This window comes from Paraburkholderia sp. JHI869, from assembly GCF_038900775.1.
GTDB lineage: Bacteria > Pseudomonadota > Gammaproteobacteria > Burkholderiales > Burkholderiaceae > Paraburkholderia.
Window position 1 is genome coordinate 164,503 of record NZ_JAYMSC010000008.1, and the last position, 26,722, is coordinate 191,224.

Annotated in this window: 24 protein-coding genes and 3 pseudogenes; 8 read left to right on the forward strand and 19 right to left on the reverse strand. The window is 62.1% G+C overall.

The genetic code is table 11. The features are described from left to right. The first annotated feature begins 50 nt into the window (after positions 1 to 50). A complete protein-coding gene (locus VSR72_RS16375; protein WP_342953378.1) occupies positions 51 to 2,264 on the forward strand; it encodes a transglycosylase domain-containing protein in 2,214 nt (737 codons plus the stop codon). 41 nt (positions 2,265 to 2,305) lie between these two features. Here VSR72_RS16375 and VSR72_RS16380 read toward each other — a convergent pair whose 3' ends face one another. The 9 genes and pseudogenes from VSR72_RS16380 to VSR72_RS16420 all read right to left on the reverse strand — a co-directional run bounded on the left by VSR72_RS16380 (position 2,306) and on the right by VSR72_RS16420 (position 11,382). Further along, a complete protein-coding gene (locus tag VSR72_RS16380; protein ID WP_342953379.1) occupies positions 2,306 to 2,647 on the reverse strand; it encodes a carboxymuconolactone decarboxylase family protein in 342 nt (113 codons plus the stop codon). Then, positions 2,631 to 3,074, reverse strand: a complete 444-nt coding sequence (locus VSR72_RS16385; protein ID WP_342953380.1) for a MerR family transcriptional regulator — start codon at positions 3,072 to 3,074, stop codon at positions 2,631 to 2,633. The genes VSR72_RS16380 and VSR72_RS16385 overlap by 17 nt, the downstream gene beginning before the upstream one ends. Positions 3,075 to 3,285: 211 nt before the next feature. Next, positions 3,286 to 4,785, reverse strand: coding sequence for a SulP family inorganic anion transporter (locus tag VSR72_RS16390; RefSeq protein ID WP_342953381.1), 1,500 nt, complete (start codon positions 4,783 to 4,785; stop codon positions 3,286 to 3,288). 257 nt (positions 4,786 to 5,042) lie between these two features. Then, the gene (locus VSR72_RS16395) at positions 5,043 to 6,437 is read right to left on the reverse strand and encodes an MFS transporter (RefSeq protein ID WP_342953382.1); all 1,395 of its coding nucleotides are present in this window, start codon (positions 6,435 to 6,437) and stop codon (positions 5,043 to 5,045) included. Between the two features lie 553 nt (positions 6,438 to 6,990). Then, positions 6,991 to 7,233, reverse strand: a pseudogene (locus VSR72_RS16400) (aldehyde dehydrogenase family protein); the annotation flags it as partial. A 139-nt stretch (positions 7,234 to 7,372) separates the two neighbouring features. Continuing rightward, positions 7,373 to 7,849 (reverse strand): hypothetical protein, encoded by a 477-nt coding sequence (locus tag VSR72_RS16405; RefSeq protein ID WP_342953383.1) that lies wholly within the window; start codon positions 7,847 to 7,849, stop codon positions 7,373 to 7,375. 12 nt (positions 7,850 to 7,861) lie between these two features. After that, positions 7,862 to 8,602, reverse strand: coding sequence for a DUF2092 domain-containing protein (locus tag VSR72_RS16410; RefSeq protein ID WP_342953384.1), 741 nt, complete (start codon positions 8,600 to 8,602; stop codon positions 7,862 to 7,864). 809 nt (positions 8,603 to 9,411) lie between these two features. Next, the gene (locus VSR72_RS16415; RefSeq protein ID WP_342953385.1) at positions 9,412 to 10,095 is read right to left on the reverse strand and encodes an ion channel; all 684 of its coding nucleotides are present in this window, start codon (positions 10,093 to 10,095) and stop codon (positions 9,412 to 9,414) included. Positions 10,096 to 10,818: 723 nt separating this feature from the next. Then, entirely contained in the window at positions 10,819 to 11,382 is a 564-nt protein-coding gene (locus VSR72_RS16420; RefSeq protein WP_342953386.1) for a YSC84-related protein, read from the reverse strand. Positions 11,383 to 12,396: 1,014 nt separating this feature from the next. Here VSR72_RS16420 and VSR72_RS16425 point away from each other — a divergent pair. Then, positions 12,397 to 12,603, forward strand: a complete 207-nt coding sequence (locus VSR72_RS16425; protein ID WP_342953387.1) for a hypothetical protein — start codon at positions 12,397 to 12,399, stop codon at positions 12,601 to 12,603. A 40-nt stretch (positions 12,604 to 12,643) separates the two neighbouring features. Here the strand turns inward: VSR72_RS16425 and VSR72_RS16430 are convergent. The 3 genes and pseudogenes from VSR72_RS16430 to VSR72_RS16440 form a co-directional block, all read right to left on the reverse strand. Then, a pseudogene (locus tag VSR72_RS16430) lies at positions 12,644 to 12,793 on the reverse strand (DUF1488 family protein); the annotation flags it as partial. Positions 12,794 to 12,879: 86 nt separating this feature from the next. Continuing rightward, positions 12,880 to 13,569, reverse strand: a complete 690-nt coding sequence (locus tag VSR72_RS16435) for a CBS domain-containing protein (RefSeq protein WP_342953388.1) — start codon at positions 13,567 to 13,569, stop codon at positions 12,880 to 12,882. A 505-nt stretch (positions 13,570 to 14,074) separates the two neighbouring features. Further along, on the reverse strand, positions 14,075 to 15,085 hold the full coding sequence (locus VSR72_RS16440; protein WP_342953389.1) for a hypothetical protein: 1,011 nt from the start codon (positions 15,083 to 15,085) through the stop codon (positions 14,075 to 14,077). A gap of 302 nt (positions 15,086 to 15,387) precedes the next feature. On the opposite strand from VSR72_RS16440, the pseudogene VSR72_RS16445 reads away from it, so the two are divergent. Together VSR72_RS16445 and VSR72_RS16450 are read left to right on the forward strand one after the other, a co-directional pair. Further along, a pseudogene (locus VSR72_RS16445) lies at positions 15,388 to 15,774 on the forward strand (rhodanese-like domain-containing protein). A gap of 58 nt (positions 15,775 to 15,832) precedes the next feature. Then, complete coding sequence (locus tag VSR72_RS16450) at positions 15,833 to 16,726, forward strand: LysR family transcriptional regulator (RefSeq protein ID WP_342953390.1); 894 nt, start codon at positions 15,833 to 15,835, stop codon at positions 16,724 to 16,726. Between the two features lie 21 nt (positions 16,727 to 16,747). Here the strand turns inward: VSR72_RS16450 and VSR72_RS16455 are convergent, their stop codons facing one another. The 3 genes from VSR72_RS16455 to VSR72_RS16465 all read right to left on the reverse strand — a co-directional run bounded on the left by VSR72_RS16455 (position 16,748) and on the right by VSR72_RS16465 (position 19,312). Next, on the reverse strand, positions 16,748 to 17,755 hold the full coding sequence (locus VSR72_RS16455; RefSeq protein ID WP_342953391.1) for an aldo/keto reductase: 1,008 nt from the start codon (positions 17,753 to 17,755) through the stop codon (positions 16,748 to 16,750). A gap of 128 nt (positions 17,756 to 17,883) precedes the next feature. Continuing rightward, complete coding sequence (locus tag VSR72_RS16460; RefSeq protein ID WP_342953392.1) at positions 17,884 to 18,258, reverse strand: Rap1a/Tai family immunity protein; 375 nt, start codon at positions 18,256 to 18,258, stop codon at positions 17,884 to 17,886. A 115-nt stretch (positions 18,259 to 18,373) separates the two neighbouring features. Then, positions 18,374 to 19,312 (reverse strand): LysR substrate-binding domain-containing protein, encoded by a 939-nt coding sequence (locus tag VSR72_RS16465; protein WP_342953393.1) that lies wholly within the window; start codon positions 19,310 to 19,312, stop codon positions 18,374 to 18,376. A 138-nt stretch (positions 19,313 to 19,450) separates the two neighbouring features. Here VSR72_RS16465 and gtdA point away from each other — a divergent pair, with 138 nt between their 5' ends. The 4 genes from gtdA (at position 19,451) to VSR72_RS16485 (ending at position 23,226) form a co-directional block, all read left to right on the forward strand. Beyond that, entirely contained in the window at positions 19,451 to 20,500 is a 1,050-nt protein-coding gene (gene gtdA / locus VSR72_RS16470) for a gentisate 1,2-dioxygenase (protein ID WP_342953491.1), read from the forward strand. Between the two features lie 95 nt (positions 20,501 to 20,595). Further along, positions 20,596 to 21,294: a fumarylacetoacetate hydrolase family protein gene (locus VSR72_RS16475; protein ID WP_254341871.1), complete on the forward strand. Its 699-nt coding sequence runs from the start codon at positions 20,596 to 20,598 to the stop codon at positions 21,292 to 21,294. 29 nt (positions 21,295 to 21,323) lie between these two features. Further along, positions 21,324 to 21,974, forward strand: coding sequence for a maleylacetoacetate isomerase (maiA, locus tag VSR72_RS16480; protein ID WP_342953394.1), 651 nt, complete (start codon positions 21,324 to 21,326; stop codon positions 21,972 to 21,974). A gap of 43 nt (positions 21,975 to 22,017) precedes the next feature. Continuing rightward, positions 22,018 to 23,226, forward strand: a complete 1,209-nt coding sequence (locus tag VSR72_RS16485) for a 3-hydroxybenzoate 6-monooxygenase (protein ID WP_342953395.1) — start codon at positions 22,018 to 22,020, stop codon at positions 23,224 to 23,226. 180 nt (positions 23,227 to 23,406) lie between these two features. On the opposite strand, the gene VSR72_RS16490 is transcribed toward VSR72_RS16485, so the two are convergent. Genes VSR72_RS16490 through VSR72_RS16505 form a run of 4 tightly spaced genes read right to left on the reverse strand, consistent with a single transcriptional unit; the run spans position 23,407 to position 26,695 of the window. Then, on the reverse strand, positions 23,407 to 24,108 hold the full coding sequence (locus VSR72_RS16490) for an ABC transporter ATP-binding protein (protein WP_342953396.1): 702 nt from the start codon (positions 24,106 to 24,108) through the stop codon (positions 23,407 to 23,409). Further along, positions 24,101 to 24,841, reverse strand: a complete 741-nt coding sequence (locus VSR72_RS16495) for an ABC transporter ATP-binding protein (protein WP_342953397.1) — start codon at positions 24,839 to 24,841, stop codon at positions 24,101 to 24,103. The genes VSR72_RS16490 and VSR72_RS16495 overlap by 8 nt, the downstream gene beginning before the upstream one ends. Next, complete coding sequence (locus VSR72_RS16500) at positions 24,828 to 25,817, reverse strand: branched-chain amino acid ABC transporter permease (protein WP_342953398.1); 990 nt, start codon at positions 25,815 to 25,817, stop codon at positions 24,828 to 24,830. The genes VSR72_RS16495 and VSR72_RS16500 overlap by 14 nt, the downstream gene beginning before the upstream one ends. 5 nt (positions 25,818 to 25,822) lie before the next feature. Then, positions 25,823 to 26,695 carry a branched-chain amino acid ABC transporter permease gene (locus VSR72_RS16505; RefSeq protein WP_342953399.1) on the reverse strand — a complete coding sequence of 291 codons (873 nt, stop codon included), beginning with the start codon at positions 26,693 to 26,695 and terminating at the stop codon, positions 25,823 to 25,825. Positions 26,696 to 26,722: the final 27 nt, after the last annotated feature.

Sequence of the window (26,722 nt, forward strand, 5' to 3'; positions counted from 1 at the left end):
CGCGCCTGCGCTTTGGTACGATCCGACCTTTCGTCCATTGCGCTGCTACTGTGAACCACCCGTATGTGTCGCTGTTTCGTGAACTCTGCGCACGCTGGGTGAGCCGTGCCCGCTCGCTTTTCGCCACGGCGGGCGCAAAGGCACGCCGACTTGTCTGCACATTGCTGCACGGCATTCGCCACCCGACGCGTCGGGGCATCGTATTGACGCTCGCCGCAATACCGGTGCTGTCGCTGGCATACACGCTGGCCCTGATTCCATTCACCCCTCGCCTCGGTGACATCCGCAAGGCCCGCGTCGATCGTCCCGCGCTGATCCTCTCCGCCGATGGCAATGTGCTCGCCGAGTTCAAGCCGGTCAATCGCGAGTGGGTCACGCTCAACCAGATCTCGCCGCATGTCGTGGACGCCCTGATTGCGACCGAGGATCACCGGTTCTACGAGCATCACGGGATTGACCTCCAGCGCATTGGGGCGGCCGCACTTCATACATTCACAGGTAGTCGCCAGGGTGGTTCCACCATCACCCAGCAGCTCGCACGCAATCTGTATCCAGATGAAATCGGCCGCGCACCAACGTTGACGCGCAAGCTCAAGGAAGCGATCACTGCCCTCAAGATCGAATCCGTGTACAGCAAGGACCAGATCCTGGAAACGTACCTGAACACGGTGCCCTTTCTGTACAACGCATATGGCGTGGAGATGGCGGCCCGCACGTACTTTGGAAAGCCCGCCGCGGAACTGAATGTCCTCGAGAGTGCGACGCTCGTGGGAATGCTCAAAGCGAACAGCGCCTACAACCCGGTGCTCAATCCAGATCGCGCGCGGGAGCGCCGCAACACGGTGCTCCAGCAGATGGTGAAGTTCGGCAAACTCGAACCGGGTGCCTACGCGTGGCTCATGCGCCAGCCGCTCAACGTCAACTTCGAGCCACAGTCCGAGGCCGTTGGCTCCGCTCCGCACTTCGCCGCGCAGTTGCGCAGGTGGCTGACTGCATGGGCCGATCGCAACGGCTACAACATCTACTCCGACGGGCTCGTCGTGCGAACGACCATCGACTCCCGGCTTCAGACAATGGCGACACAGGCAGTAGCGTGGCAGACCAGCCGGTTGCAGTCGATCGCCAACGACGGGTGGAACACGCGCACAGGCTGCTGGCCGGGCAACGCGCTATTCCAGGCGTTCATCAGACAAACCGCGGAGTACCGCAATGCACGGGGTGCCGGACAGTCGGATGAAGACGCCATCAGGAAACTCGCAATGGACGCATCGTTTGTCGATGGCCTTTGCCACAGCAAGACGCAGATTCAAGCGGGATTCGTCGCCATGGATCCTCGCAACGGAGACATCAAGGCATGGGTCGGCAGCCGCGATTTTCATGACGAGCCTTTCGATCACGTTCAGCAGGCGCGACGGCAGCCTGGCTCCACGTTCAAGGCCTTCGTCTATGGCGCCGCCTTCGCGGACGGCGCGCAGCCGGGTGACACGATCGTCGATCGCAACGTCTCGATCCCATTGAAAGGCAATGCGGTATGGAAGCCGACCGACCCGGAGCCACCGACTGGCCGGCCCATGTCGCTGCGTGACGCCCTTGCCTTTTCGCGTAACCGAGTGACCGCCCAGCTCATGCAGCGCGAGGGGCCAGCCAAGGTTGCCGCGCTCGCGCGCGCGATGGGTGTGCGCGAGAGCCCGCTTGATCCGGTGCCGTCACTCGCCCTGGGCACGAGTCCTGTCACGCTAAGGGAGATGGTCTCGGCGTACTGCACGATCGCCAACCGTGGCGCCTACGTCGAGCCGCGCATGGTGACGAGCATCGAGGATCGCAACGGCAACGTACTCGCCGAATTTCCGGTCGCGCGACCGGAGCAGGCGCTGCCCGCCGCTGCGGCATTGAAGCTGGTCGAAGTGATGCGCGACGTCGTCAGCCGCGGCACCGGCAAAGACATCCGGACACGTTTCGGGATTCGCGCCGACGTCGCAGGCAAGACGGGGACGACGCAGGACAGCACGGATAGCTGGTTCATCCTGATTCACCCCGAACTGGTTGCAGGCGCATGGGTGGGATTCGACGACGCACGCGTGACGTTGCGCGACGACTACTGGGGTGAGGGCGCGCATAGCGCCCTGCCAGTGGTCGGCGCATTCTATGACATGGCGCTGCGCGCCCGGGTGATCGATGCACACGAGCAGTTGGCCCCAGTGAGTCCTACGCAACGCGCACCTCATCCGCGTAAGCGCCACCATTTCCTCTTCTGGAGTTTCTGAGGCACGCGCGAAGCGGCGAGCCGCCGCGCGCGTCGAGCGCCTCAAGCCTCGCGGGCGAACACCTCGCGCGCCGCGAAGAGACCGTTGAGCGCCGCCGGAAAGCCTGCGTACACGGCCATCTGCATGATCGTTTCGACGATCTCCTCGCGCGTGAGCCCCACATTCAGGCCCGCAGCAATGTGGACCTTGAGCTGCGGCTGCGCGTGGCCGATGGCCGTGAGCGCCGCGATGGTGGCGATCTCGCGCGAGCGCAGGTCGAGACCCGGCCGCGAGTAGATGTCGCCGAATGGGAATTCCAGCAGATACTGCGCGAAATCCGGCGCGATATCGGCAAGCGAGTCGACCACGTGCTCGCCGCCGCTGCCGTCAATCGCCGAGAGCATGCGCTTGCCTCTTGCGAGGCGACTTTCCTGCTGGGCGGCGCTGACCTGATTCATCGTTTCGTGCATTCTCGTTCCTTTGCATGGCGTGGGAATAACCTTCGATCTTTTTGTCGAGGACGAGAAGACACGCCTTGAGTTCGGCCACCTGCGCACGCACCGCTTCGCGATGCGCCGCCAGCAATTCGCCGCGCTCGCGCTCGGTTGCCTTGCCCGCCGCGCGCAATTGCGCGTAGCGCAACATGCCCTGGATCGGCATGCCCGTGGTCTTCAGACGGCCCAGGAACTCGATCCATTCGAGCACCGAGCGGTCGTAAGCGCGTTGGCCGGTTTCGTCGCGCACCGCATAAGGAATCAGCCCGATGCGCTCGTAATAGCGGATCGTGTGGGCCGAAAGGCCCGTGAGCGCGGCCAGTTCACCAATCTTCATGCGCTTCTCCTCATCGACGTTCTGAATGGTGGGACTTCGAGTGCACTCCAGGTCAAGCTTTTTTTGGCGTGGACCCCGGGCCACGAAACCGTGCCGGCAAGCCGTGTGTTGTTAGCGTATCAGCGCAGGCTGGAAGCGGTGCACTTGGGCGCATACATCGCGTCGTGCAAGCCCAAACAAAAAAGGCGGGGAATCCCCCGCCTTCGGCCCATCACGCGGAAACCCGCACCTCCACATCCGCCCGCGTCAGCAACCCGCTGCAGCGCGGCGAAAGATGTGCGAACACGACCTCTTTGCCCGCGCGCTCGTAGCGCTCCTGCACCGCCTCTAGCGCGGCGATGGCCGAATGATCCGCCACATGCAGATGCGCGCAGTCAATCGTGACGTGCACAGGATCGTTCAGCGGATCGAACAGCGTTTGGAAGTGCGCGGCCGACGCGAAGAATAGCGTGCCGCGCGGCACGTACACGCGATTGCCCGCAGCGGTGTCGCGAGTGTCGCAGCGGAATTCGCGCGCATGCTGCCACGCAAAATTGAGCGAGGCGATCACGATGCCGCAGAGCACCGCCGTCGCGAGGTCCGTGCACACAGTGATGATTGTGACCGCAACGATCACCACAGCGTCGTTGCGCGGCACCTTGTGCAGCACGCGCAGCGAGCCCCACGCGAAGGTCTGCGCGGCGACCACGAACATCACGCCCACGAGCGCCGCGAGTGGAATGCGCTCGATCAGCGGCGAAAGGAACAGGATGTAGAGCAGGATCATCACGCCGCTCGTCACGCCCGAGATGCGCGCGCGACCGCCCGAGCCGAGATTGATGACGGTCTGGCCGATCATGGCGCAGCCGCCCATCGCGCTGAACAGGCCCGAAGCGACATTCGCCGCGCCGAGCGCCACGCACTCGCGGTTGGGGCGGCCGCGCGTGGCCGTCACGTCGTCGGTGAGGTTGAGCGTGAGGAGCGTCTCCAGCAGACCCACCATCGCCATCAGCACGGCGTAGGGCAGCACGATCTTCAGCGTGGAGAGATCGAACGGAACGGCGGGCAGCGCAAACGCGGGCAAGCCGCCCGCGATATGCGCCATGTCGCCGAGCGTGCGCACCGGCAAGTGCAGCAACTGCGCGGCGAGCCCCACGCCGACGATCGCCACGAGCGCAGGCGGCGCGGCCTTCGTCACGCGCGGCAGCACGAACACGATTGCCACGGTGAGCGCGACGAGCCCCGCCATGAGCGCGAGCGCCGCGCCGTGCATCCATTGCGGCCCCTGCGGGCCGGGTACCTTGAAGTGCTCGAACTGCGCGCGCGCGATGATGATCGCGAGGCCGTTGACGAAGCCGAGCATCACCGGATGCGGCACCATGCGGATCAGCTTGCCAAGGCGCAGCGCGCCGAACAGCATCATGACGATGCCGCTCAGCACGACCGTGGCGAACAGATATTGCGGGCCGTGCTGAACCACGAGCGCGACGATCACCACGGCCATCGATCCTGCCGCGCCCGAAATCATCCCGGGCCGGCCGCCGAACAGCGCGGTGATCGTGCAGATGAAGAACGCGCCGTACAGGCCCGCGAGCGGATTGACGCGCGCGACGAGTGCGAAGGCGATGCACTCGGGCACGAGCGCGAACGACGACGTGATGCCCGCGAGCAGTTCGCTACGGAGCAACGAAGAACGGGAAGAGCGGCGCGAGCCGGAACGGTCGGATTCCATGTAGCGGTATGGATTTGCAGCGGATTGGCTGGATGTCGTTGCCACGCCCCACGCATCGCGTTGGCTGAAAGGGGGCGGAGAAGATCGGGGCGCGAAGCGGCGGCCTGGCACCGCTTCGAAGCGGCCCGCGCGCGTGCGCGCGCCATCATCCAGACGGACGAAAGGGCGCATCCTAGCATGATTGCTGTAAGGTTGCCGGGGAGCGCGCGGGTCGGGAAGTTGGCCTTGAAGTGACAGTCCGAATTTCGCAGGCCCGGCTAGCTGCGAGAGCGACGCGCCACCTCATCACCGGCGTTCGCCGACAGGTGACGCATGAAGGGAATCGAGCCGAACGATAAAAGGCCGATGACCAGGAACGCTGGCCAGAAGTCGGATGGCATGACGTGCGTATGCCCGGTCACGGTACGGGTGAACTGCAGGACAATGCCACCGATCGCCACTCCCAGTCCCAGCGACATCTGCTGGACGACGCTACCCAGACTCGTGGCGCGGCCGGCGTCCTGGTGCCTGATATCGGCATAGATCAGTGAATTGAGGCAGGTGAACTGCAGCGCAGAGAAAAATCCGCCCACCAGAACCACGAGCCAGATATACAAGCTGGATACGCCGGAGAAGAACGAGCCGCATAAAGCAATCGCGATACCCGAAAATCCCGCGTTGTAAACGAGCACGGTCCGGAATCCGAGCCGGCTCAGCGTAGTGGAAACGAACGGCCTCATGAACAGGCTCCCCACCGCGGAAGCGCAGGTAATGAGGCCTGAACGGAATGCCGTCATGCCCAGCCCTTCCTGCAGCAACAGCGGCAGAAGAAAGGGCACGGCACCGAATCCCATGCGAAAGAGCGATCCGCCGAGTACGCTCGCGCGGAAGGTCGGAACCTGAAAGAGGCGCAGTTCGAGCACCGGCGATGCCGTGCGACGTGCGTGTAGCACGTAAAGCCAGAGCAGAAGCGCCCCGGCAATCGTCATCTCCCATGCAGTGCGGTCGCCGATAATCTGGCTGCCGATCAATGAAAGTCCGGTAAGCATCAGCGTTGCGCCTGACCCCGACAACATGAAACCCAACCAGTCGAGCGGGCCCGGATGCGGTTCACGCGTATTGGCGATGTGGCGGCTGGCCAAATAAATGCCCAGTAGGCCGAGCGGGACATTGATGAAGAAAATCAGGCGCCAGTGGAGATAGGTGGTGATGAATCCCCCAAGCAGCGGTGCCATGATCGGGGCGACGATCCATGTCACGCTGAGCAGGTTCATCGCCCGCAGGAACTCGTTTTTCGGCAGCGCGCGTACCACGATGATGCGGCCGACCGGCACCATCATTGCCCCGCCAATTCCCTGCAGGAAGCGGGCGATCGTCAGGAAATAGAGCGAAGGCGAACAGGCACAGAGCAGCGAGCCCGCGACGAAGATGCCAATGGCGGTCCGGAATACTGAACGCGCGTTGAAGCGGTCGGCCAGCCATCCGCAGATCGGAATAAAGACGCCAAGACTGACTACATAGCTGGCGATGGCTATCTTCAACACGACTGGATCCGCGTGGAAGTCGCGCGCCATCGAGGGAAGTGCCGTCACAAGAATGTTTGCATCCGCGCTTTCCATGAAAAATGCGCATGCAACGATGAGGGTCGAAATATAGGCAGGTGTTAGCGGCATGTCGATGTGCTGCGACTCTCGCTCGGGCCCGGCGCATCCGAACATAGTGCCGGTTGCCCGCAAGTGTGGGCAGGCGTGCTTTTTTGTGAAACGCGCGGACGCGCGGGACCACTGCTATTGAACCGCCGTCGACCTTCTCGGCGAGATCAAATAAACCGCGCATAGGGCCGGAGTTGCAGCCAGCTTCAGACATCGCCGTCGCCAAGGTTCCCTTCAATTGCATGTCCTTGGTGAACATCCTGGCCTCGCTATGACTGCGGCTCCGGCCATGATGGCAAGTAGCGTGTCGCCATGATATGACGAAATACTCTGTAGCAGCCACTGACTGGGCCCATATGACTGTATCCATCAGACATCGCCGGCCCACAGAGACTTCCCACTCGCCGCGTACCTGCCACAACGCAACGCCGTGCGTCCGCGCGCCAGAAAGGATGTCCGCCGCGCGCATCCATACGTCGCGAGCTAGTCACGTCACCATCGAGAACGGCGGGGGCACGCCCGTGTGCCGTACAGCGCGCTTCGGTGGGCGCTGTGGACTCAGAGGTAACCTGGACTACGCCAGCATGTAGGCGGTCTTCACCGTTGTGTAGAACTCGCGTGCATATCGCCCTTGCTCGCGAGGACCATAGCTGCTGCGCTTGCGTCCGCCAAACGGCACGTGATAGTCGACTCCCGCCGTGGGTAGATTGACCATCACCATGCCGGCTTCGCTATGACGCCTGAAATGTGTGGCGTACTTGAGGCTCGTCGTCGCGATACCGGCGGCCAGTCCGAACGGCGTATCGTTGGCAAGCGAAGGCACCGACGGCGATGCAAATCCCCAGGCGTATCAAAAGCGACAGGAGCCACTCGGGAAGGAGCCGGGCGAACGGACCGACGCGACACCGATACGGGATGAAGGGGTCGCGGGTTTTGCGGCCCCTGACGGTCTGACATCAATACGGCGGACTGACAACAATGTATTGTGATCCCTGCGGTGCGTACCAGGTGCTGCCGCATTGCTGGTAGACCATGCCTCCGTAGTTCACCGGCACGCAGCCCGGTGGCGGGGCGTTGACGATCGAGCCCACGACGGCGGATGTCACGGCGACCGTTGCGCCAACCGCCGCCGCTCTGGCGACCGGATGATAGCCGTTGTCCCAGCCATTGTTGCAGCAACCGTTGTTGCCGCTCACGTTGACGTTGACGTTCCGCTGGACGTCGACGTTGTTGACGCTGGTGTTGCGGACATTGCTGGTGCGAGCGTCGGCACGGGTGTTGTTGACTTGAGCGTTCTGCCGCGCGGCGCTGGCTTGCGCACCGCCGCCACGGGCGCGTTGACCTACGGCATCGGTGTAGGGCGCAATCGCGAAAACGGCAAGTACGAGGGCTGCCAGCGCAGCCGGGAGCAGCTTTCCAAAAGAGGTCTTCATGCTGGCTCTCCTCTAGTTGGTCTTCGGCGGGACGATATCGACTTTGACCGCCCCCTTGGGCGGCACGAACATGAAGACCGTATCCTTGAACGTTGGCTGGAGGTTCCAGTCGATCAGCGCGACCGACTGCGGACGCGCTTCGTCCATGCGGCTCGTGATCGCGACCTTGCGCGGCAGCGGCTTGTCGCCGGTCGCGATCCAGATCTGCCAGTCGACCTTGCCTTGGCGGAACGCGTAATGGTCGCAAACCTCGCCGCCCACAATACTCTGGCCCGCATTCATCGCCGACTCGATGTTGTCGAGCGGCGCTGCTGGCGTTCCAAAGAGGAACAGATCCGACAGCGGCAATTGAACGCCCAACCTGGATTCGAGTTTGTCGATCAAGCCGCCAATGTTCTCGGTGAACTCGGCCATTGAGTAATACTTCTGCGCCGGTGTGTAGAGGGTCACCGTCCTGCCGTCGTAAATGATCTCACGGTCGGCCTGGGCACCGCGGATGAACGCGCGGATCCTGTTCGGCCGCTCGACGTACATCCTCGCCGACGCGGTGTGCTGCAACTTCTGGCCGTCGGCAAGTACGCGCTCGCCCGTCAGCTCGGTCGACACCTGAAAACGCGTCAACGTCTGCAGGAACGCTCCCATGTCCTTGAGCGCCTGGACCGCCGCTGGATCGACGGGATTCGCCGCCGCCTGAGTCGTGCCCGTCGGCGTCGTCTGCGCATCGACGCCCGTTACTGCCAGCGCGAGCGCCACCGCGCCGAACCTGAAAATGTTTCTTACCATGGTCGTCTCCTGATATGAGAGAACACGAGTGGGCAGCAACACGCATGACTCTCGGGAAGTCCATCTAGTTTCCGGTTGCGCGAAAGAATGGGTCAGCGTGCCTGCAGGCGGACGACAGCGTCGCTCGCCGCATTTCTGAGTGTTGATACCTCGTTGACGGCGCGTACCGCTGGGTGGAGGTCGGTGGCGCTGTACAAGAATTTGAAACATCGGTCACGCGCAGACTCACAGGCAGAATGAGCCCAATGCGCTCCGCCAATGCGGGGTAAACATTCTTATGGGAGGAAAAAGCCCGCACTTGATTCCGATGACACTTCACTATCGGATCTCTTCCGCAAATAATCAATTGGACTTTACTCTCATATCCTAGCGAGATGCGTGTGCGGCCAATGAGTCCAGTACCTCGGCGAGCGGTCACATGCGGTTACTGCCTTTGAAGGTCCGAGAAGGGTAGACTATCGCTGGCCGCATCAGGCGACAGTCGGCAACCATCGACCATTCGGAATGCTGCGGAAACGACATCCAAACTAAAGAGACAACTCAGCGGTGTTGCACCAAATGCTTTGCGCAAAAGGTCAGTTCCCTCCTTAGGAAAGGGCCATTCGCTTCCCCGCTCGGCCCATACTCTTGAAACCGCCACCAACCTGGCACGCTCGAGCCAGTCACACTCAACGCCGTTTGAACTCATCCATCTCTGCGATGTACCGGTTACAACCTGGCCAGGCTTGACGCTACGTCAGCAATCCTCGGGTGCACGCCCCACCTGACCTCCGGACAACTCACGGTTTCCCGCGGTCGTTTGCCGGCGGGTAAACTCCGGCGAGCCGCGCTATCAAAATGGCAACGAACAGCGCACCGACAATCTGTTCAACTACACAGATCCCCCGAGCCTGGCGACTTATGGGTGTAATGTCACCGAAACCGGTGCTGGTCAAAACGGTGAAACTGAAATACACGAAATCATAGAACGTCAAAGAGGTCTGATTACCAAAAATAGCAAATGATCCCTCGTAAAAGTGGGCAACAAGTGCGTACAGGAATGACCAGAAGACAGCGAGGAGCAGATAAGCAGATGCGGCGCCGAACAGCTTGTCGGCGGTCATAACCTCGTGCCGAAAGACGTAGCGCAGCAGATAGGCGATTGTTGTTGCATAGAGCAAAGCCCCAAAAACCCACGATTTTGCAACCGCGTTCGGGTCGACGCCCGATACTGCCATCCATTGAAACGCCAGCGCTGGACTGGCGAGAAGGACCGCGATCACGAAGGAGAGCGTTGAACGGCCGACTGACGCCACCGTCGCGATGATAATCAACGCATTTGCGCAGTTGATCGTGAAACGTCCAATCGGCGTTGGTTCCACGAACGGAGCGGTGCAGATAAAGACCATCAAGACCAGGAACAAATAGAAGCATCGCTGGAAGAAGATTCTCCCGAAAAATTCCCCCATTGCATTAATTAACATGTTAATACCTCAAATTCTTCACCTTAAGGTTAAGCAAATAAAAAAATCGCGAAGATGGCGACATTTCCCACAACTTCAGTGTCACCTTGCCAACCATTGCCTCCATCCTTGCTTAAATAGTGGAAATATTTCAGTCTCCCGTATTGCCCGATCTGAGCGTTTTTGTCCGATGCAATCACATAGTGATTGGCAAATAGTTCAGAAAATTTCACAACATACCTGGTCGACGCGAACGGCAAACCGCATGGTCAAACGGTTGTGATCCCCCAGACGCGCGACATCTGATCGCGTGTACCACCCGATAGTGCGTGAGCCTCATGGCAGTAACGTGCGCAAAGAGAACCGATTCGATTTCGTGACGTCGAACGGCATCGCGTGGATTGACGTGGCGAACTCGCTATTCCAGCGAATTTCCATTCTGTTCGGAAGATCGATGCTTTACCGCACCGAGCGGCAGTCGGCCGACACCGTTAAAAGTCGCTGCGCGTTTGTGTCGCGAGGCCTTAAGGGCTCGTTGCACCCTTGACCGGTGTTCGCAGGTGGTTTGCACGTCGATCTGAGATGTCGATCTTCCTGAGGTCGAATTCAAGAAAGCGCACAGCACCTTATTCAACAGCATCGGCTCGTTGAAGTCTTCCATGCTTTCGCTTCGCCGAACATTTATGTGCATCTCTCACGCAATCTCTGGACTTTCAAAGGCGTACACGAACATTCGGCGAAAAATTACCGTGGCTTGTAAGAGAATTTCTGTCCGCCGACGCTTGCCTCGTACATCAGGCCACCCTTCGCCACTGTAAACACGGCCATGCCTTTTCGATAGGATCCCGCAGTTTTTGCGTCTTTCTTGCCACCACTGACGTTAGCAGATGTACCCGTCGTGCCTGTCTTTGCGCCCGCCGCCGCAGTGATTGCGATCGCGTTGGCATCCGCGCCGAACTCGAAGTTGCCATTGGTGAATTCTTTGAGGGCTCGTTCGTCCTCGAACACGATGAGTTCACTGTACACCTGGCCGCCTAGTTGCAAACCCACAGTGAGCTGCGTCATCGTCGTATCGCCGATATGCTTCCCCTGCTCATAGACGCGGCCCTTGCCACGGGCACCACCTATACCGACCCCTCCCTTGCCAATCTTCGGAAACAAAGCGTAGGCATACGCACTCTGCAAAAGGCTTCCGCTTTCTCCCGCATTCTTGAACAGGCTGAGCGCTTCCGTATATTCGTCGGCCCGAGCAGCGGAAACAGGCAACAACAGCAAGATGGCGAGCGTCAACATCAGACGTTTGAGCATGATATGTTCTCCAGAAATTGGACGCATTCAAGCACTGCCGTGATGTATTCGCAGTGTATAACCAATTCGCCCCTCCACACCATCTTCGCTGTCTCGGACCGAGTACAGATGATCGCATCAGCGATTCATGCCGGGAAACCGGATCTCCATTTTTCACGGGTATGTCAGCAAGCACTACCGCTGACCTGATGCCAGCGATCGCCCCGCTCTATCGGACACGCTTGAATGTACATGGCGATAATCGTCTACGTCATGCTCACGATCATATTGTTCGGAAACCAAACGATATGATCGAGCCTTCGGAAGGCATGAGATGCCGCAGCCGGCCGTCGCCGAGGCACCGGATATCGTTGCGCGGCCATGTAAAGAAGCTGACTCGCGTTCCAACAACATGAGGTGGAAAGTGTGCGGTACGGCCAGCCTCACAAAGTGACTCGTCAGGACACCGCTGACCTACACTCTGTAGTGACAAGCTACAACTCCCGATTTTGAATTCGACGTGGCTGCCCAGCGTCTCGATCGTATGGGCCAGACAGTATGGCGGTGTTTGAGAACGAGAGTGACTTGAAGAAGTTCATTACTTCCTGTTGACAGCCAGGCGGACGGGCAAATCGCTGCGGCAAGGAACAGCGATACGGGAGGGTGCGTACGAGGGTGCGATTGGCATTGCGATTGCCATTGCGATGCCAATCGCAATCGACGCCTGGCTTTATCAGCTCACCGATAAAGGTCCTGCTGCCGAATGCACTGCCTGGGGCGGCCAATTGCCATGCCGACGATGGATTAAATCGACTGGATTCTGGCAGATAGCGAATGGCAAAAGGCTACGGGGATGTCCGCGTGGCATGAAACGATGTGGTGCTTTGTAAACCTGAATGAGAGGCCACTGCAATGAGACATCTGATCATTATCCCTGCACTTGTCATCGCTGGGTGCGCTGCGCCAGCGCCGGACAACATTCAATCGGTTGGTCAAAGCGCACACGCGCCAGCGGCCGTTGCGCAATGTATTGCCTTGGCCTGGGCAAACAGCTCCGGTCAGACGGTCTATATGCAGCACGTGCTCGCCAACGACCAGGCGTTCGACGTCTACGCACCAGGCCAGCAACCGCCGGGCGGCACGGCGGCTGTCATTCGCCGCGCCATGAGCGGCCCAGGGTCCTCGGTTGGCTTGCGAGGCAGCGGCGGTAATGCGGCTAGCTCCGTCAACACCTGCCTCTAGCTGAATGCTGCCGCCGTCTCCCTAGACTCGCGGGCGACATCGGGCTGGCGCGTTGCGTGGCGCCGAAATGATCATCGAGTGCTTCGGTCGAGATTTCGCAAAGAACCTCGGTCCCATCGACTATCGCAATGAAGCTGACTGTACCTGCGTAGGTGTATCCCGCAGTCGTATGAGGAAACTGAACGATCATCACCGATCTTCCCTGGACGCAACACGCGGCGGGGCGCTCGTGCTTCTGACCCAGCCCATTCACCATGCCTTGACGTCCCGACTTCCTTACATGGGCGTGAACACGACCGGGTAGCCGAGGTGGTCCTCGACGCCCTTGACGCCAGGCACGCGCTCCGCGGAGACGAGTATCGCCCTGCGTTCCTCCTCGGAGTTCACCGTGCCCCAGAAGTGGACGACCCCCTCCTTGACGACAACGTTCTCCGCCGTCATTGCCCAGCGACGCCCTTCCAGCGCATGCATCACGTTGAGATGGATGGTCTCGTCCGAAGCGAGCCCCGTCTGATCGGGCCGCGCGGCGCTCGCCAGAGCGCGTATCAGGTTCGCGCGACTGACGATACCAACAAGCTTGCCCTGATCGAGCACGGGCACACGCTTGATATGGAGGCGCTCGAGTATGTCGGCGATCTCGCTGAGCGGCGTCGAGGGCGAAACCGAAACGACATTGCCCGTCATGACGTCGTTCACTCTCACCGCGTTTTCCTTCAGGTACTCGCCTGCAAGTTTGCGCGTCGAATGGAGGAATTCGCCAAACCAGCTTCGCTGCGGCTTGCCGGTGCCCGTTTCCATGCGATGCAGCAGATCGCCTTCGCTGAGCATGCCGACAACCGCTCCGCCATCGTCAACGACCGGAATCCCGCTGATGTGATGTTCAGTGAGCAGCGTTGCTGCCTCGAAAATCGACGCATTAGGGCGCACGATGATGACGTCCGTCGTCATGATGTTTGATGCTTGCATGAGGTCCTCCGTTAAGGGCCAACGCCCCGATGTGGCCCAATTTAAAGGTTGCGAGGGAGCACGCATTGACATCAAGCACGCAGCCTCCGTGTGAACGGGGTTTCACAGCATCGCTGCGCAGCAGCGGTACATTCAGCGTCGCCACGATATGACGCGGATGGCCGCCCAGCACGTTAGTGCGGTCGATCGCCCAATCGGATATTACGTTGACACATCAACTATATGCGCTGGAAAAGCACGTTGAGTGCGTCAGGGTGTCGCCAACGCCCGCTTAATTCAGTTTGAGCGGCCATGGCCAGTAGACATGGCAAGTCTCCAGAATTTCTGATCGTGTGGCGGCAGATTGGGCCAACTGGCAGTTGCATGCGCGGAATCAGCCAATGGTGTTGCGCCAGACCATAAGGTAGCTACGCAACACGTCAGCGCGCACGGCATGCGCCACATGATTGAGGCGTGGGGCGCGCGTGCGTCGATTCTCACGCGGATTGAGGGGGCGACGCCGCGCTCACTCGTGCACTGAGATTGACTGTACGAACGGGGCTCCGAGCAACCCGGGATTGATCTGCACGTCGTACCTGTTCTCGAAAGAATCGTTGTGCCGATAGGCCAGCGAGCACGGCATCGGTAAAGTGCGGATCCGTTTGTCGTCCAGGACGACTGGCGTCGACGCGTCAAGGACGAGTGCGCAGGACGTGTGTTTTCCGTGCGTGATGTGGACAGTGCCGTCGACGGCGAGCGATAGCACCGGCACTAGCCGCGCGCCTACATAGTCATTCAGAAGAATGCAGATTGCGCTGCTGAAAAACACCGAACTGAAGACACCCCACATCAAGACGTCGAGCGCGACCGCTCCCGCAAGCGCGTGTTCTTTCAGCGTTGAGCGCTGTATCAGGAATGCCACCGCGGAAAGGAGCGCAGCACCGCTGACAATGGCAGGTAGAAGAGAAAGCGGTAACACCGAGGAGTACGAGGCCAGATGACTGAGAAAGTACACAACCGCTGCCAGGGTCGACGCCACGAGCCAAGGCCTGCGGATACGACCGAGACTGGCCTCCGAATTCGCCGCGCCGCCGGTCAGGGCTTCAAGGCGGCTCGCCGCGACCGACAGGCTATCCGGGAGAGTGTCCCGCTGATCTTTCGGGACCTTGCCGGCCATCGTCAGTTCGAGGCGGCCCTCGCCAAGAGATAGCCGATATCCTTTGGCCAACAATGTCCCGACCGCGGAGCGAAATTCAGCGTCACCCTGCAGGATGCGAAGCAGGGGTGCCCCAATGCCGTACGCGACAATGTCCTTCGCGTCGAAGGTAGCCGCAAACCTCACAGGCTCCGTCAGCTGGAACAACCGCACGAGCATCGACTCTCCGCCACCCGAACGCACGCGTCTAAGGCAAAGTGCGCCCTCTACGTCGCACTGGGTGCGCATTCGCGAGGAGCGGCTCGCGGACTGGATGTTGACTGAACGACGACCGGGTTCGACGGCCAGTTTTTGCTGGCTCTCGCTGAGCAACTCGTTCAAGACGTGTCCCCTGATTGGCTTCTGCATCTGCCATACGGCCTTATTTGCGCGCTCGCAGGCTACGAATCCGTCGTGAGCCTCCCTCATGGTCTCGCGCGTGCATCTCAGTGCCGCACCCCGCGAGCGCGCTGCCCGATCATGGCCGCAGCTGCCGTCCCCGTCAGCAGCTTTTTCCTTCTCATCTTGACCGCCCCCGCGGCCAATGTGAAATGCAGTCTAGGGGTTGTAACAAGACGTAACAAGCCCAACCAGACGAATAGCGTGGGCAAGCTCACACAGCCTGTCGCGCCCCCCATCAATCTCTGCTGGCTACCTAAAGCGCAGAAGCACTCGCACATTTCACCGCCTCGCTGCGCTTCGAAACCGACTGCGCCGACGTACACGCTGCACTCGCAGGCAGCGAAGCACCAGAGTTCATGCTGCTCGACGTTCGCGGTCCCGCGCTCTATGTGGCGGGCCATGTGCCCGGCGCCATCAACCTGCCGCACGGGAAGATCATTGCCTCGAAGCTAGCGGCCTGGCCCGCCGATACTTTGTTCGTGACGTACTGCGCCGGACCGCATTGCAATGGCGCAACGCGTGGTGCGATCCGGCTCGCGCAGTTGGGAAGACCCGTCAAGATAATGATTGGCGGCGTAACGGGATGGCTGGACGAAGGCTTCGAACTGGCCGTCGAGGCAACGGCATAAGCGCCGTTCGCGCGTGTTTGATACGATTCGCACCACCCGCCCCCAAGCGAACCCCATCATGGCGCGCGAAAATTTCAGCGATCTCCTTGCGTTCCTGGCCGTCGCGCGCGAGCGCAGCTTCACGCGCGCGGCCGCGCAGCTCGGCGTCTCGCAGTCGGCGCTGAGCCACACCATCCGCAGCCTCGAAACGCGTCTCGGCCTGCGCCTGCTCACGCGCACCACGCGCAGCGTCTCGACCACCGAAGCCGGCGAGCGGCTCTTTCAGTCGCTCTCGCCGCGCTTCGAACAGATCGACGCCGAGCTTGCGGCGCTCACCGAACTGCGCGACAAGCCCGCGGGGACCATCCGCATCACCGCGATCGATCATCCCATCGACACCGTGATCTGGCCGAAGCTGCGTCCGCTCCTCGCCGAGTATCCCGACATCAAGGTCGAGATCACCGTGGACTACGGCCTGCGCGACATCGTCGCCGATCGTTACGACATTGGCGTACGCCTCGGCGACCAGGTCGAGAAGGACATGATCGCGGTGCGCATCGGACCGGACGTGAAAATGGCAATCGTTGGTTCTCCCGATTATTTTGCCGCGCATAAAGCTCCGCGCGCGCCGCAGGATCTGCTCAAGCACGACTGCATTACGTTGCGGCTCACATCGTCGGGTGGTCTGTACGCGTGGGAACTCAAGAAGGACGAACATGAGTTGCAGGTGCGCGTGGACGGCCAGCTTACGTTCAACGCCATGCCGCAAATGCTCAATGCGGCGCTCGATGGCCACGGGCTCGCGTTCCTTCCCGAGAACGCCGCGCTGCCGTTCATCCGCGCAGGTCGCCTGAAAAGCGTGCTGAAGGACTGGTGCCCGGTGTTTCCGGGTTATCACGCGTTTTACCCGAGCCGCCGACAGTCGTCGCGCGCGCTCGCGCTCGTGATCGACGCGCTGCGCTATCGCGCGTAGCGCAGCGCGTCGAACCGAGCGTTAGATGCCGGTCTTGCGCCCTTCGACCGGGTAGCCGGGGTCGGTATAGCCCGGCGTGGACGCATGTCCCGGCGGCACGAGGCTGTCGACGAACGTCTCGTCGTCGGGGCCGAGTTGAAGGTTCAGCGCCTCGCTATAGCTGTCCCAATGCGCTTCGGTGCGCGGGCCCGCGATCGTCGAACTGACGTGTCGATTCTTGAGCACCCACGCCAGCGCGAACGCGATGGGCGTCGTGCCGCGCTGCGCGGCGTAATTCGAAATCTCGCTCGCAATTCGCAGCGACTCTGCGCGCCACTCGGTCTGGTGAATGCGCCGGTCGCCGCGTCCCGCACGGCTGTCGCCGGGCGGCGGGGCATCGACCGCGTATTTGCCGGTCAGCACGCCGCGAGCGAGCGGGCTGTATGGCACCACGCCCAGCCCGTAATGCGCGGCGGCGGGCAACTGCTCGACCTCTGCCGTGCGATCGACGATGTTGTAGAGCGGCTCGCTCGCCACGGGCCGGTCTATGCCCATCTGGTCCGCGAGGCGCACGATCTCCGCAATGCGCCAGCCACGGAAGTTCGACACGCCGAAATAGCGCACCTTGCCCTGGCGGATCAGATCGGCCACGGCGCGCACGGCTTCGTCGAGCGGCACGTCGGGCAGCGCGCGGTGAAAGTAGAGAATGTCGATGTAGTCGGTCCCAAGGCGCTTCAGGCTCGCCTCCACCGACTGGTAGATCCATTTGCGCGACTGCCCCTGCTCATTCGGCCCCTGTGCGAACGGGAAACCGAATTTCGTCGCCACGACCCAGCTATCGCGCTGCGCCGCAATCGCGCGGCCGACGATTTCCTCGGAGCGGCCCGCGTGATAGACGTCGGCCGTATCGATGAAGTTGATGCCCTGTTCGAAGGCCTTGTCGATGATGCGCTTCGACGCAGCCTCGTCGGTCTCGCCGCCGAACATCATTGCGCCGAGGCACAGCGGGGAAACCTTGAGCGCACTGCGACCCAGATTGCGATAGTCCATATCCTCTCACTTCGAGCTCGTTGCCAAAGTAGGGATTTAAATACGGAGTCGCTCTTCGATAAAGCCCTGGATCGCGCATGCTTTCATGAATGGAATTCATGAAACGCTAACGAGAGTGCGCGTAGCGCTTACTTGCAGGGAAACGAGCCTATCAGCGCCTTGTAGATGACGGCCGCCGTAGGTTCAAGAACGTGGTCGAGATTCCGCTTCATCCATGTCGTCACGGCGGCTAGCTGATCCTTGCGGCTGATATTCCCGGGCACGCAGTACCGTGGCCGCTGCTTGTCGAGGAGCGATTGCACGAGCACCCCGTTGGTATAGCCAGCGTAATACATGAGGCACGCATCGAGATTCTCGGGCTTCTGGCATACGCCGAGGAAAACATCGCCTTGATCGATCGAGGGGGCCGGAGCGGATTGAGCCGTCTGGGCGGTCTGTGCAAATGCACTGGCGGCACTCAGCGCAGAGGCGAATAGCAGTCCTGCAAGGATGAGCTTTTTCATTTCGGGTAGAACCTGTGAGTGCGAAAAATCGAGCCGCGCAACGGCGGCCACGCGGTGAGCGCGCAGCATAACGTCAGCCAGATTCGTCCAGGTTGTCCCTCGTCAGCGTTTCACTTCACGACTCCAGGCCTTCCCCCGGCGGATTCGCACTTTCGCGCAAACAATCCAGCGCCAGCGCTACCGCCGCGCGGCTCACGCTGTCGCGCCGCCAGTACATGCCCACGGCGCCCGAGCTGCCGAGCGGCATCGGCATGGCGAGCACCCGTAGCACGTTCAACCGCTCGAAGCGCACGGCCGCGCGATGCGAGGCCACACCGATCAGGCGCGTCTGGTTCAGAAGCGTCACGTTGAGCATCGAAGAATTCGACTCCACGGTGTGCCGCGGCATGCTGCGCCCCGCGGCCGCGAGCGCCGTTTCGAGCGCCGTGCGAATGGGCGTGCCGGGCGGCCAGACGATCCACGCGTATTCGAACAAATCGGGCCAGTCCAGCTTGCGGCGTTTCGCGAGCGGATGCCCGAGCCCCACCACGAAGTTCACCGGGTCGCGATAGAGCGTCTCCATTTCGAGCGTCGGGTCGACCTGCGCGTTGGCCGCGCGCCCCACTACGACATCGAGTTCGCCGTGCACGAGCGCCGGCATCATGAGGTTCATCGTGCTTTCCACGAGGCGCACCTGCGCGCGCGGCATGGCTTCGACGAGGCGCGCGACCGCGAGCGGCACCGTGTCCGCCGCCGAAACGCCCGACGTGCCGATCGAGATGAGCCCGCTGCCGCCTTCGCGCAGCGCGTCCATGTCGTCGCGCGCGCTGTCGAGATGGCCCTCGATGCGTCGTGCGTGCTCCATCAGCGCCTCGCCATAGGGCGTGGGCCGCAGGCCGCGCGCGTGGCGCTCGAACAGCGGCAAGCCGATGTCCGCCTCCAGGTCCTTGAGCCACTTGGAAAGCGCCGGCTGCGTAGTGTTGAGCGCCTCCGCCGACTGGCTCAAATTGCCGGTCTGCGCCACGGAAAGCAGCATCTGCAGGTGCCGCAGACGCAGGCGATGTGTCCAGTCCATGTGTCCCCCACCAAGCCATATCCAAAAACATATGGATAAGAAGAAATTATGATTTTACTGGATATGTCTCCGGGCTTATAAATTCATCCAACAGCAACGCTGCACCAACAAAAACCCCAGGAGACTCGCATGTCCAGCATGTCAGCCAGCACAGCCACGCCCGAACGCGAAGCCTACTACGCGCAAATCGCGCGCAGCGGCATGTCGCCGCTCTGGGAGTCGCTGCACGCCCTCGTGCCGAAGTCGCCGCGCCCGCAGGCCCTGCCCGCCATCTGGAAGTACGCGCTGCTGCGCGAACTCGTCATGCAGGCGGGTTCGGTCATCAGCGCCGAAGAGGCGATCCGGCGCGTGCTCGTGCTCGAAAACCCCGGCCTGCCCGGCAAGTCGAGCCTCACACCCAATCTGTACGGCGGCCTGCAACTGATCCTGCCCGGCGAGATCGCGCCGAGCCACCGCCATACGCAGTCGGCGCTGCGCTTCATCGTCGAAGGCAAGGGCGCGTGGACGGCCGTGAACGGCGAGCGCACCACCATGCACCCCGGCGACTTCATCATCACGCCCTCGTGGACCTGGCACGATCACGGCAACCCGTCCGTCGAGGAAGGCGGCGAGCCGGTGGTCTGGCTCGACGGTCTCGACATTCCGCTGGTCGCGCATCTCGACGCGGGCTTCGCCGAAAACTACCCCGAGGCCACGCAGCCCGTTGCGCGCCCCGAAGGCGACAGCTTCGCGCGCTTCGGCCACAACATGCTGCCGGTGCGCCATCAGGCGAGCGATCCGACCTCTCCGATTTTCAGCTACCCATATGCGCGCAGCCGCGAAGCGCTCGACACGCTCTACCGCAACGGCGAACTCGACGACTGGGACGGCGTGAAGCTGCGCTACGTGAATCCGGCTACGGGCGGCTGGCCCATGCCGACCATGGCGACGTTCATGCAGTTCCTGCCGAAGGGCTTCAAGGGCAAGACGTATCGCAGCACCGATTCGACCGTCTATTGCGTGGTCGAAGGCAGCGGCGCGGTGCGCATCGGCGAAGAACGCTTCACGTTCGACGCGCACGACGTGTTCGTCGCGCCCTCGTGGGTCCCGGTGCAACTCGAAGCCGAAAGCGACGCCGTGCTCTTCAGCTACTCCGATCGCCCGGTGCTCGCCGCGCTCAATCTGCTGCGCGAGGAACGCATCGGCTGACGCCTCGACGGCTAACGTGTATTCGACTTGATACGCGCTAGTTGATCAATTCGCAATCCATATCAATCTACTCAATTTTTCAAAGAGCAACCATCATGGCATTCGTTTTTCAGCCCGAGGCGCCCGTCGCCCTTGCCGTTGCCGGCTCGACCGATCAGTTCGCCGTGCGCCGCGTGTATTGCGTGGGCCGCAACTACGCCGCGCATGCGCGCGAAATGGGCTTCGACCCGGACCGCGAGCCGCCCTTCTTCTTTTGCAAGCCCGATAACGCCATCGTGCCCGTCGCCTATGGCGAAACGCTCGAACTGCCGTATCCGGCGCAAACGCAGAACTACCACTACGAAGCCGAACTCGTGGCGGTGATCGGCAAGGCTGGCTCGGACATCGCCGAGGAAGACGCGCTCTCGCACGTCTGGGGCTACGCCGTGGGCCTCGACATGACGCGCCGCGACCTGCAGATGAAGATGCGTGAAATGGGCCGCCCCTGGGAGATCGGCAAGGCATTCGATCTTTCCGCGCCGGTCGGCCCCGTGCACCCGGCAAGCGAGGCCGGCCACTTCGAGAACGCAGGCCTGTGGCTCACCGTGAACGGAGAAACGAAGCAAAAGAGCGATGTCTCGCACCTCATCTGGTCGGTGGCCGAAACGGTTTCGTATCTCTCGAAGTTCTTCCGCCTCGAACCGGGCGACGTGATCTTCACCGGCACGCCCGAAGGCGTGGGTCCCGTGAAGGCCGGCGACACCATGAAGGTGGGCGTCGAGCGCCTGGGCGAGCTGACCGTCAAGGTAGTTTGAGCCGCATATCGTCAACAGGAAAGTCCATCGTGCAGCTCTACAGCTTCTTCAACAGTTCGACTTCGTACCGCGTTCGTATCGCGTTGCGGCTCAAGGGCGTCGAGCATGAGCATCTCGGCGTCAATATCCGCACCGGCGAGCATCACGCGCCGCACTATGTCGAGCACATCAACGCTTCGGCTGCGGTGCCTGCGATCGTTGAGGGCGGCTTCCATCTGGGCCAGTCACTTGCCATCATCGACTGGCTCGATGCGCGCCATCCCGAGCCGCGTTTGATTCCGGCGCAGCCGCAGGCGCGTGCGCGCGTGCTCGAACTCGCGTACTTGATTGGCTGCGATATGCATCCCGTCAATAACCTGCGCGTGCTCAAGTATCTGCAGGATGTGCTGGAAGTGACGCCCGAGCAGAAGAGCACGTGGTATCGGCACTGGATCGCCGAAGGCATGGCGGGTGTCGAGCGCCTCCTTGCGCAGGCAGCGGCGACGCACGATGGACCCTGGTGCTTTGGCGCGGTTCCAACGCTCGCCGACTGCTGCCTCGTGCCGCAAATCGCCAATGCGCTGCGCATGGGCTGTGATCTGTCCGCTTACGAACGCAGCATGGCTGTCTATCGGCACGCCAGCGAGCATCCCGCTTTCGCGGCAGCCGAGCCGCAGCGTCAGCCCGACTACACCGCCTAGCAGCGCGCCGCGGGCCTCAAACAAGTCATTCAGGAGACAAGACATGCATACATCTAACGCCAGGCGCAACGCGATCGTGGTCGGCGGCGGCATCGGTGGTCTTGCTGCGGCGCTCGCGCTCGCGCGGGCCAACGTGCGCGTGCTGCTGCTCGAACAGGCCCCGCAGATCGGCGAGATCGGCGCGGGCATCCAGCTCGGCCCCAATGCGTTCACGGCGCTCGACGCGCTCGGCGCGGGCGAGGCGGCGCGCAATCGCGCGGTGTTCACGGACTCGCTCACGCTCATGGATGCGACCAACGCGAAGCCTGTTGCGCGGATCGAAACGAGCGAGCGTTTTCGCGAGCGCTTTGGCAATCCGTATGGCGTGATTCATCGCGCGGACATTCATCTTTCGATTCTCGAAGCGGTGAAGGACAACCCGCTCATCCAGTTCCGCACCGACACGCAGATCAAGTCGCTCGAACAGAACGAGCACGGCGTGACCGTGATCGACCAGCATGGCGAGCGCTACAGCGCCGACGCCGTGATCGGCTGCGACGGCGTGAAGTCCGCGGTGCGCGCGGCGCTGATCGGCGACGAGCCACGCGTGACGGGCCACGTGGTCTACCGCGCCGTGGTCGACGTGGAGAACATGCCGAAGGATCTGCAGATCAACGCGCCTGTGGTGTGGGCGGGGCCGCACTGCCACCTCGTGCATTACCCGCTGCGCGGCGGCCGGCAGTACAACCTCGTCGTGACCTTCCATAGCCGCGAGCAGGAAGTGTGGGGCGTGCGCGACGGCAGCAAGGAAGAAGTCCTTTCGTACTTCGAAGGAATTGACGCCTTGCCGCGCCAGATGCTCGACCGGCCCACGTCGTGGAAGCGCTGGGCGACTGCCGACCGTGATCCGGTCGAGCAATGGAGCTTTGGGCGTGCGACGATACTCGGCGATGCTGCGCACCCGATGACGCAGTATGTTGCGCAGGGCGCCTGCCAAGCGCTCGAAGACGCGGTCACGCTCGGTGAGGCCGTCAAGGCGGCAGATGGCGATTTCGTCGAGGCGTTCAAGCGCTACGAGGCGGTCCGCATTCCGCGCACGGCGCGCGTGCTCTACTCTGCGCGCGAAATGGGCCGCATCTATCACGCGAAGGGTGTGGATCGGCTGGTGCGCAATGCGCTTTGGGTGGGGCGTACCCAGGATCAGTTCTACGACTCGCTGCAGTGGCTCTATGGCTGGCGTGCTGAGACTTGTCTCGAAACAGGTGTGGGCTGAGTGCTCGCGCCTGAAACTGGCGGTTGAGGTTCGCCTGGATTGATGTCGTGGCTCTGGCTGCTTTGACCTTTCCTTGATTTCGCGTCGGTATGCATGCGTTGCCCCTGTGCGGGGCGGCACTTGCAGACCGACGCGAACACAAGGAAAGGTCAAACCATCCAGCAGCCGCGAAAAAAAAGCCTACCGCGCGAAGTACATATCGTGAAGCTCATCCACATTCACGTCCTTCGCGCGCGCGGAAAACGTGACCTTTCCGCCCTGCATGAGATACACCTGATCGGCAAGCCGCAGCGCCATATTAGTGTTCTGCTCCACGAGCACGATAGTCCGCCCCGCAGCCTTGAGCCGATCGAGAATCGCAAACACTTCCTGCACCATCACAGGTGCAAGCCCAAGCGAAGGCTCGTCGATCAGCATGAGCTGCGGCGACGACATGAGCCCGCGCCCCAGCGCCAGCATCTGCGCCTGGCCACCGGATAACGTGCCCGCGTGCAACGCCCGCCTCTCCTTGAGCAGCGGAAACAGCGCATAAACCTCTTCGAGCTGCGCTTTCGCCCCAGCGCGCCGCGTTTTCGCAAACGCGCCCAGCATCAGGTTCTCCTCGATCGACATATCGCGAAAGATCATGCGCCCCTCGGGCACCATCGCAATCCCGCGCTGCGCCATATCCCAGGTCGGCACGCCCGCGAGCGGAGCGCCGTCGAAGGTGATCTGGCCGCGCTCCAGCGGCACGAGCCCCATGATCGCGCGCAGCAGCGTGGTCTTGCCTGCGCCGTTCGGACCCACGATGGTCGTCACTTCCCCGCTCGCGATATTCAGCGAAACGTCCCACAACACGTTGATCGCGCCATAGCCGGCGCGGGCGCTGTTGACCTCAAGCATGGGCGGCCTCCCCCGTATAGCTGCGCACGACTTCGGGATCGCGGAACACTTCGGCGGGAGGACCATCCGCGATCAGCTTGCCGAAGTTGAGCACGCACACGCGGCGGCACAGGTTCATCACGGTTTCGATATCGTGCTCGATGATCAGGATACCTACGTTGTAGCATTCGTGCACCGCCAGCAGCGTTTGCATGAAGCGGCGCTTGGTGGCCGTCTCGAGCCCGCCCAGCACTTCGTCGAGCAACAGCAGCTTCGGCCCCGTGGCAAGCGCCTTCGCGACTTCCAGCGCCTTGAGCTCGGTGAGCGCGAGTTCCGTGGCCGCGTCGCGCTGCGCCTTGCCTTCGAGTCCCATAAACGCGAGGATTTCGTCGATGCGCGCCTCGTCCACGCGCCCGGTGCCGAAGCGTTGCGCGACGATCAGGTTCTCGCGCACCGTGAGTTCGTGCATGGGCTGCGGCACCTGGAATGTGCGGCCGATGCCCAGGCGCGCGCGCCGATAAAGCGGCGATTTCAACAAATCCACGTCGCCGAAGCGGATCGATCCGCTCGTGGGCCGCACGAGTCCCGAAATCGCGTTGAAGAGCGTGGTCTTGCCCGCGCCGTTCGGGCCGACCAGCCCCACCACGTCGCGCGTGCCGAGCGAGAGCGTTACGCCGTTGACCGCCGTGATGCCGCCAAAGCGGATCGATACGTCCTGCAAGCGCAGTTCCGCCGCCTGTTCAGCTTGCTGCATAAACACCTCGCCGGGTACGTTTGAAGCGCAGTGCGGTCAGGCCCGCGGGGCTCACGATGATCATCGCCACGAGCAAAATGCCCAGCACGATCTGGTGCCCCGTTGGCAGGAGGCTCTTGAGCACGAGCTGATCCACCAGATAAACCGTCACCGCGCCCACCAGCGGGCCAAGAATGGTGCGATAGCCGCCGCAGATCGCCGCGATGATCGGCACGACAGCCCAGCTCGCGTTGAACGCGTAATCGGGCTCGAGAAAGTTGATGTAGTGCGCGTTGAACGCGCCCACGAGCCCCGTCATGAGCGCCGAGAGCATCAGCATGGCGAGCTTGAGCATCACGCTGTTCACGCCCACCACGCGCGTGGCGTCCTCCGATTCGTGCATCGCCCGCAGCGCGAGTCCCACATGGCTGCCGCGCAGCCGCGCGTAAATCGCGGCGAACACAAGCACGAGCGTGAGCACGACAAGATAGCCGCCGCTCTTGCTGCCGAAGTCGAAACCCGCCACTTTCGGCAGCCCCGGAATGCTGGAGAGCCCGCTCGCGCCACCCGTGAGATCGGACCATTCGGTCGCGATGATGCGGAAGATCTGCGCATAGGCGAGGATAGCAAGCGCGAAGTACGGCCCCTTCAGGCGCAGCGCGGGCGCCATGGCGAGCGAGGCGATTGCCGCCCCTACGCCGCCCGCGAGCATCGCGGGAAACACAGGCCAGCCGGCTTTGAGCGTGAGGAGTGCCGAGAGATACGACCCGACGCCGAAAAACGCTGCATGCCCAAAGCTCACCATGCCGCCAAGGTTGCCGAGCAGCGCCCACGCGAGCGCCACGCCCGCGATCGTGAGGGACGCCACTGCGAGACTCATCAGATACAGGTTCTGCCCGAACACGAGCGGCACGCCCGCATAAAGCACGACCAGCACCACGGCGAGCGCAGCCAGACGCGGGCCGGACCAGGCCGTTGTGGTTTTCAATGTCGACATCGATCTCATCCCCGTCGTTTCGCCACGCCGAACAAGCCGTTCGGCAGCACGTAGAGCACGAGCAGAAACAGCAGCATGCCCGCGAGTTCCTGCAGCGCCGAACTGGCGAGCGTGACCGTGAGCGCCTCGGTAATGCCAAGCAGCATCGCGCCCGCCAGCACGCCCGGGATCGAGCCCACGCCCGCCAGCACGGTGATGATGAACGCCTTTACGGTCAGCGCTTCGCCAATGGAAGGCTGAATCGCGCTCGACGCGTAGATCGACACGCCCGCGCACGAGGCGAGCAGCCCCGCCACGACGAACGAGATCAGCTCGGTCTTGCGCGGGTCGATGCCCATCAGGCGTGCGGCGTCACGGTTGCTGGAGATCGCCCGCACGGCGCGCCCATACCACGAACGCGAGAGCCACCACCAAAGCGCGAGCATCAGCACGACGCTGATACCGAACGAGAGCACTTCGCTACGCATGGAAAGCAGGTTGCCGATCATCACGCTGTCCTGCAGCCATGCGCTGCCGGTCGAGCGCACGTCGGCGCCCCAGCCCAGCAGCACGGCGTTGGTCAGCACGATGCCGATGCCGTAGGTGAGGATCAGCGAGTTCAGCTCGCGGTCGCGCTTGATGCGGCTCACCAGATACCACGCGGCAGCCGCGGCCGCGCATACCACGGGAATCGCCACCGGAATCGCGAACACGGGATTGAGGCCGAGCTTGGTCTCGAACGTGTAGGCGATATAGGCGGCGAGCAGCACCAGCTCGCCGTGGGCAAGATTAATGATGCGCATCGAGCCGAACACCAGCGCGAGCCCCAGCGCGACGAGCGCGTAAGCGCCGCCCACCAGCACGCCCGAATACAGCGATTGCAGCAACAGGTCCGTCATCGCGACTCCTTCTTCGTTGCGCGCGCA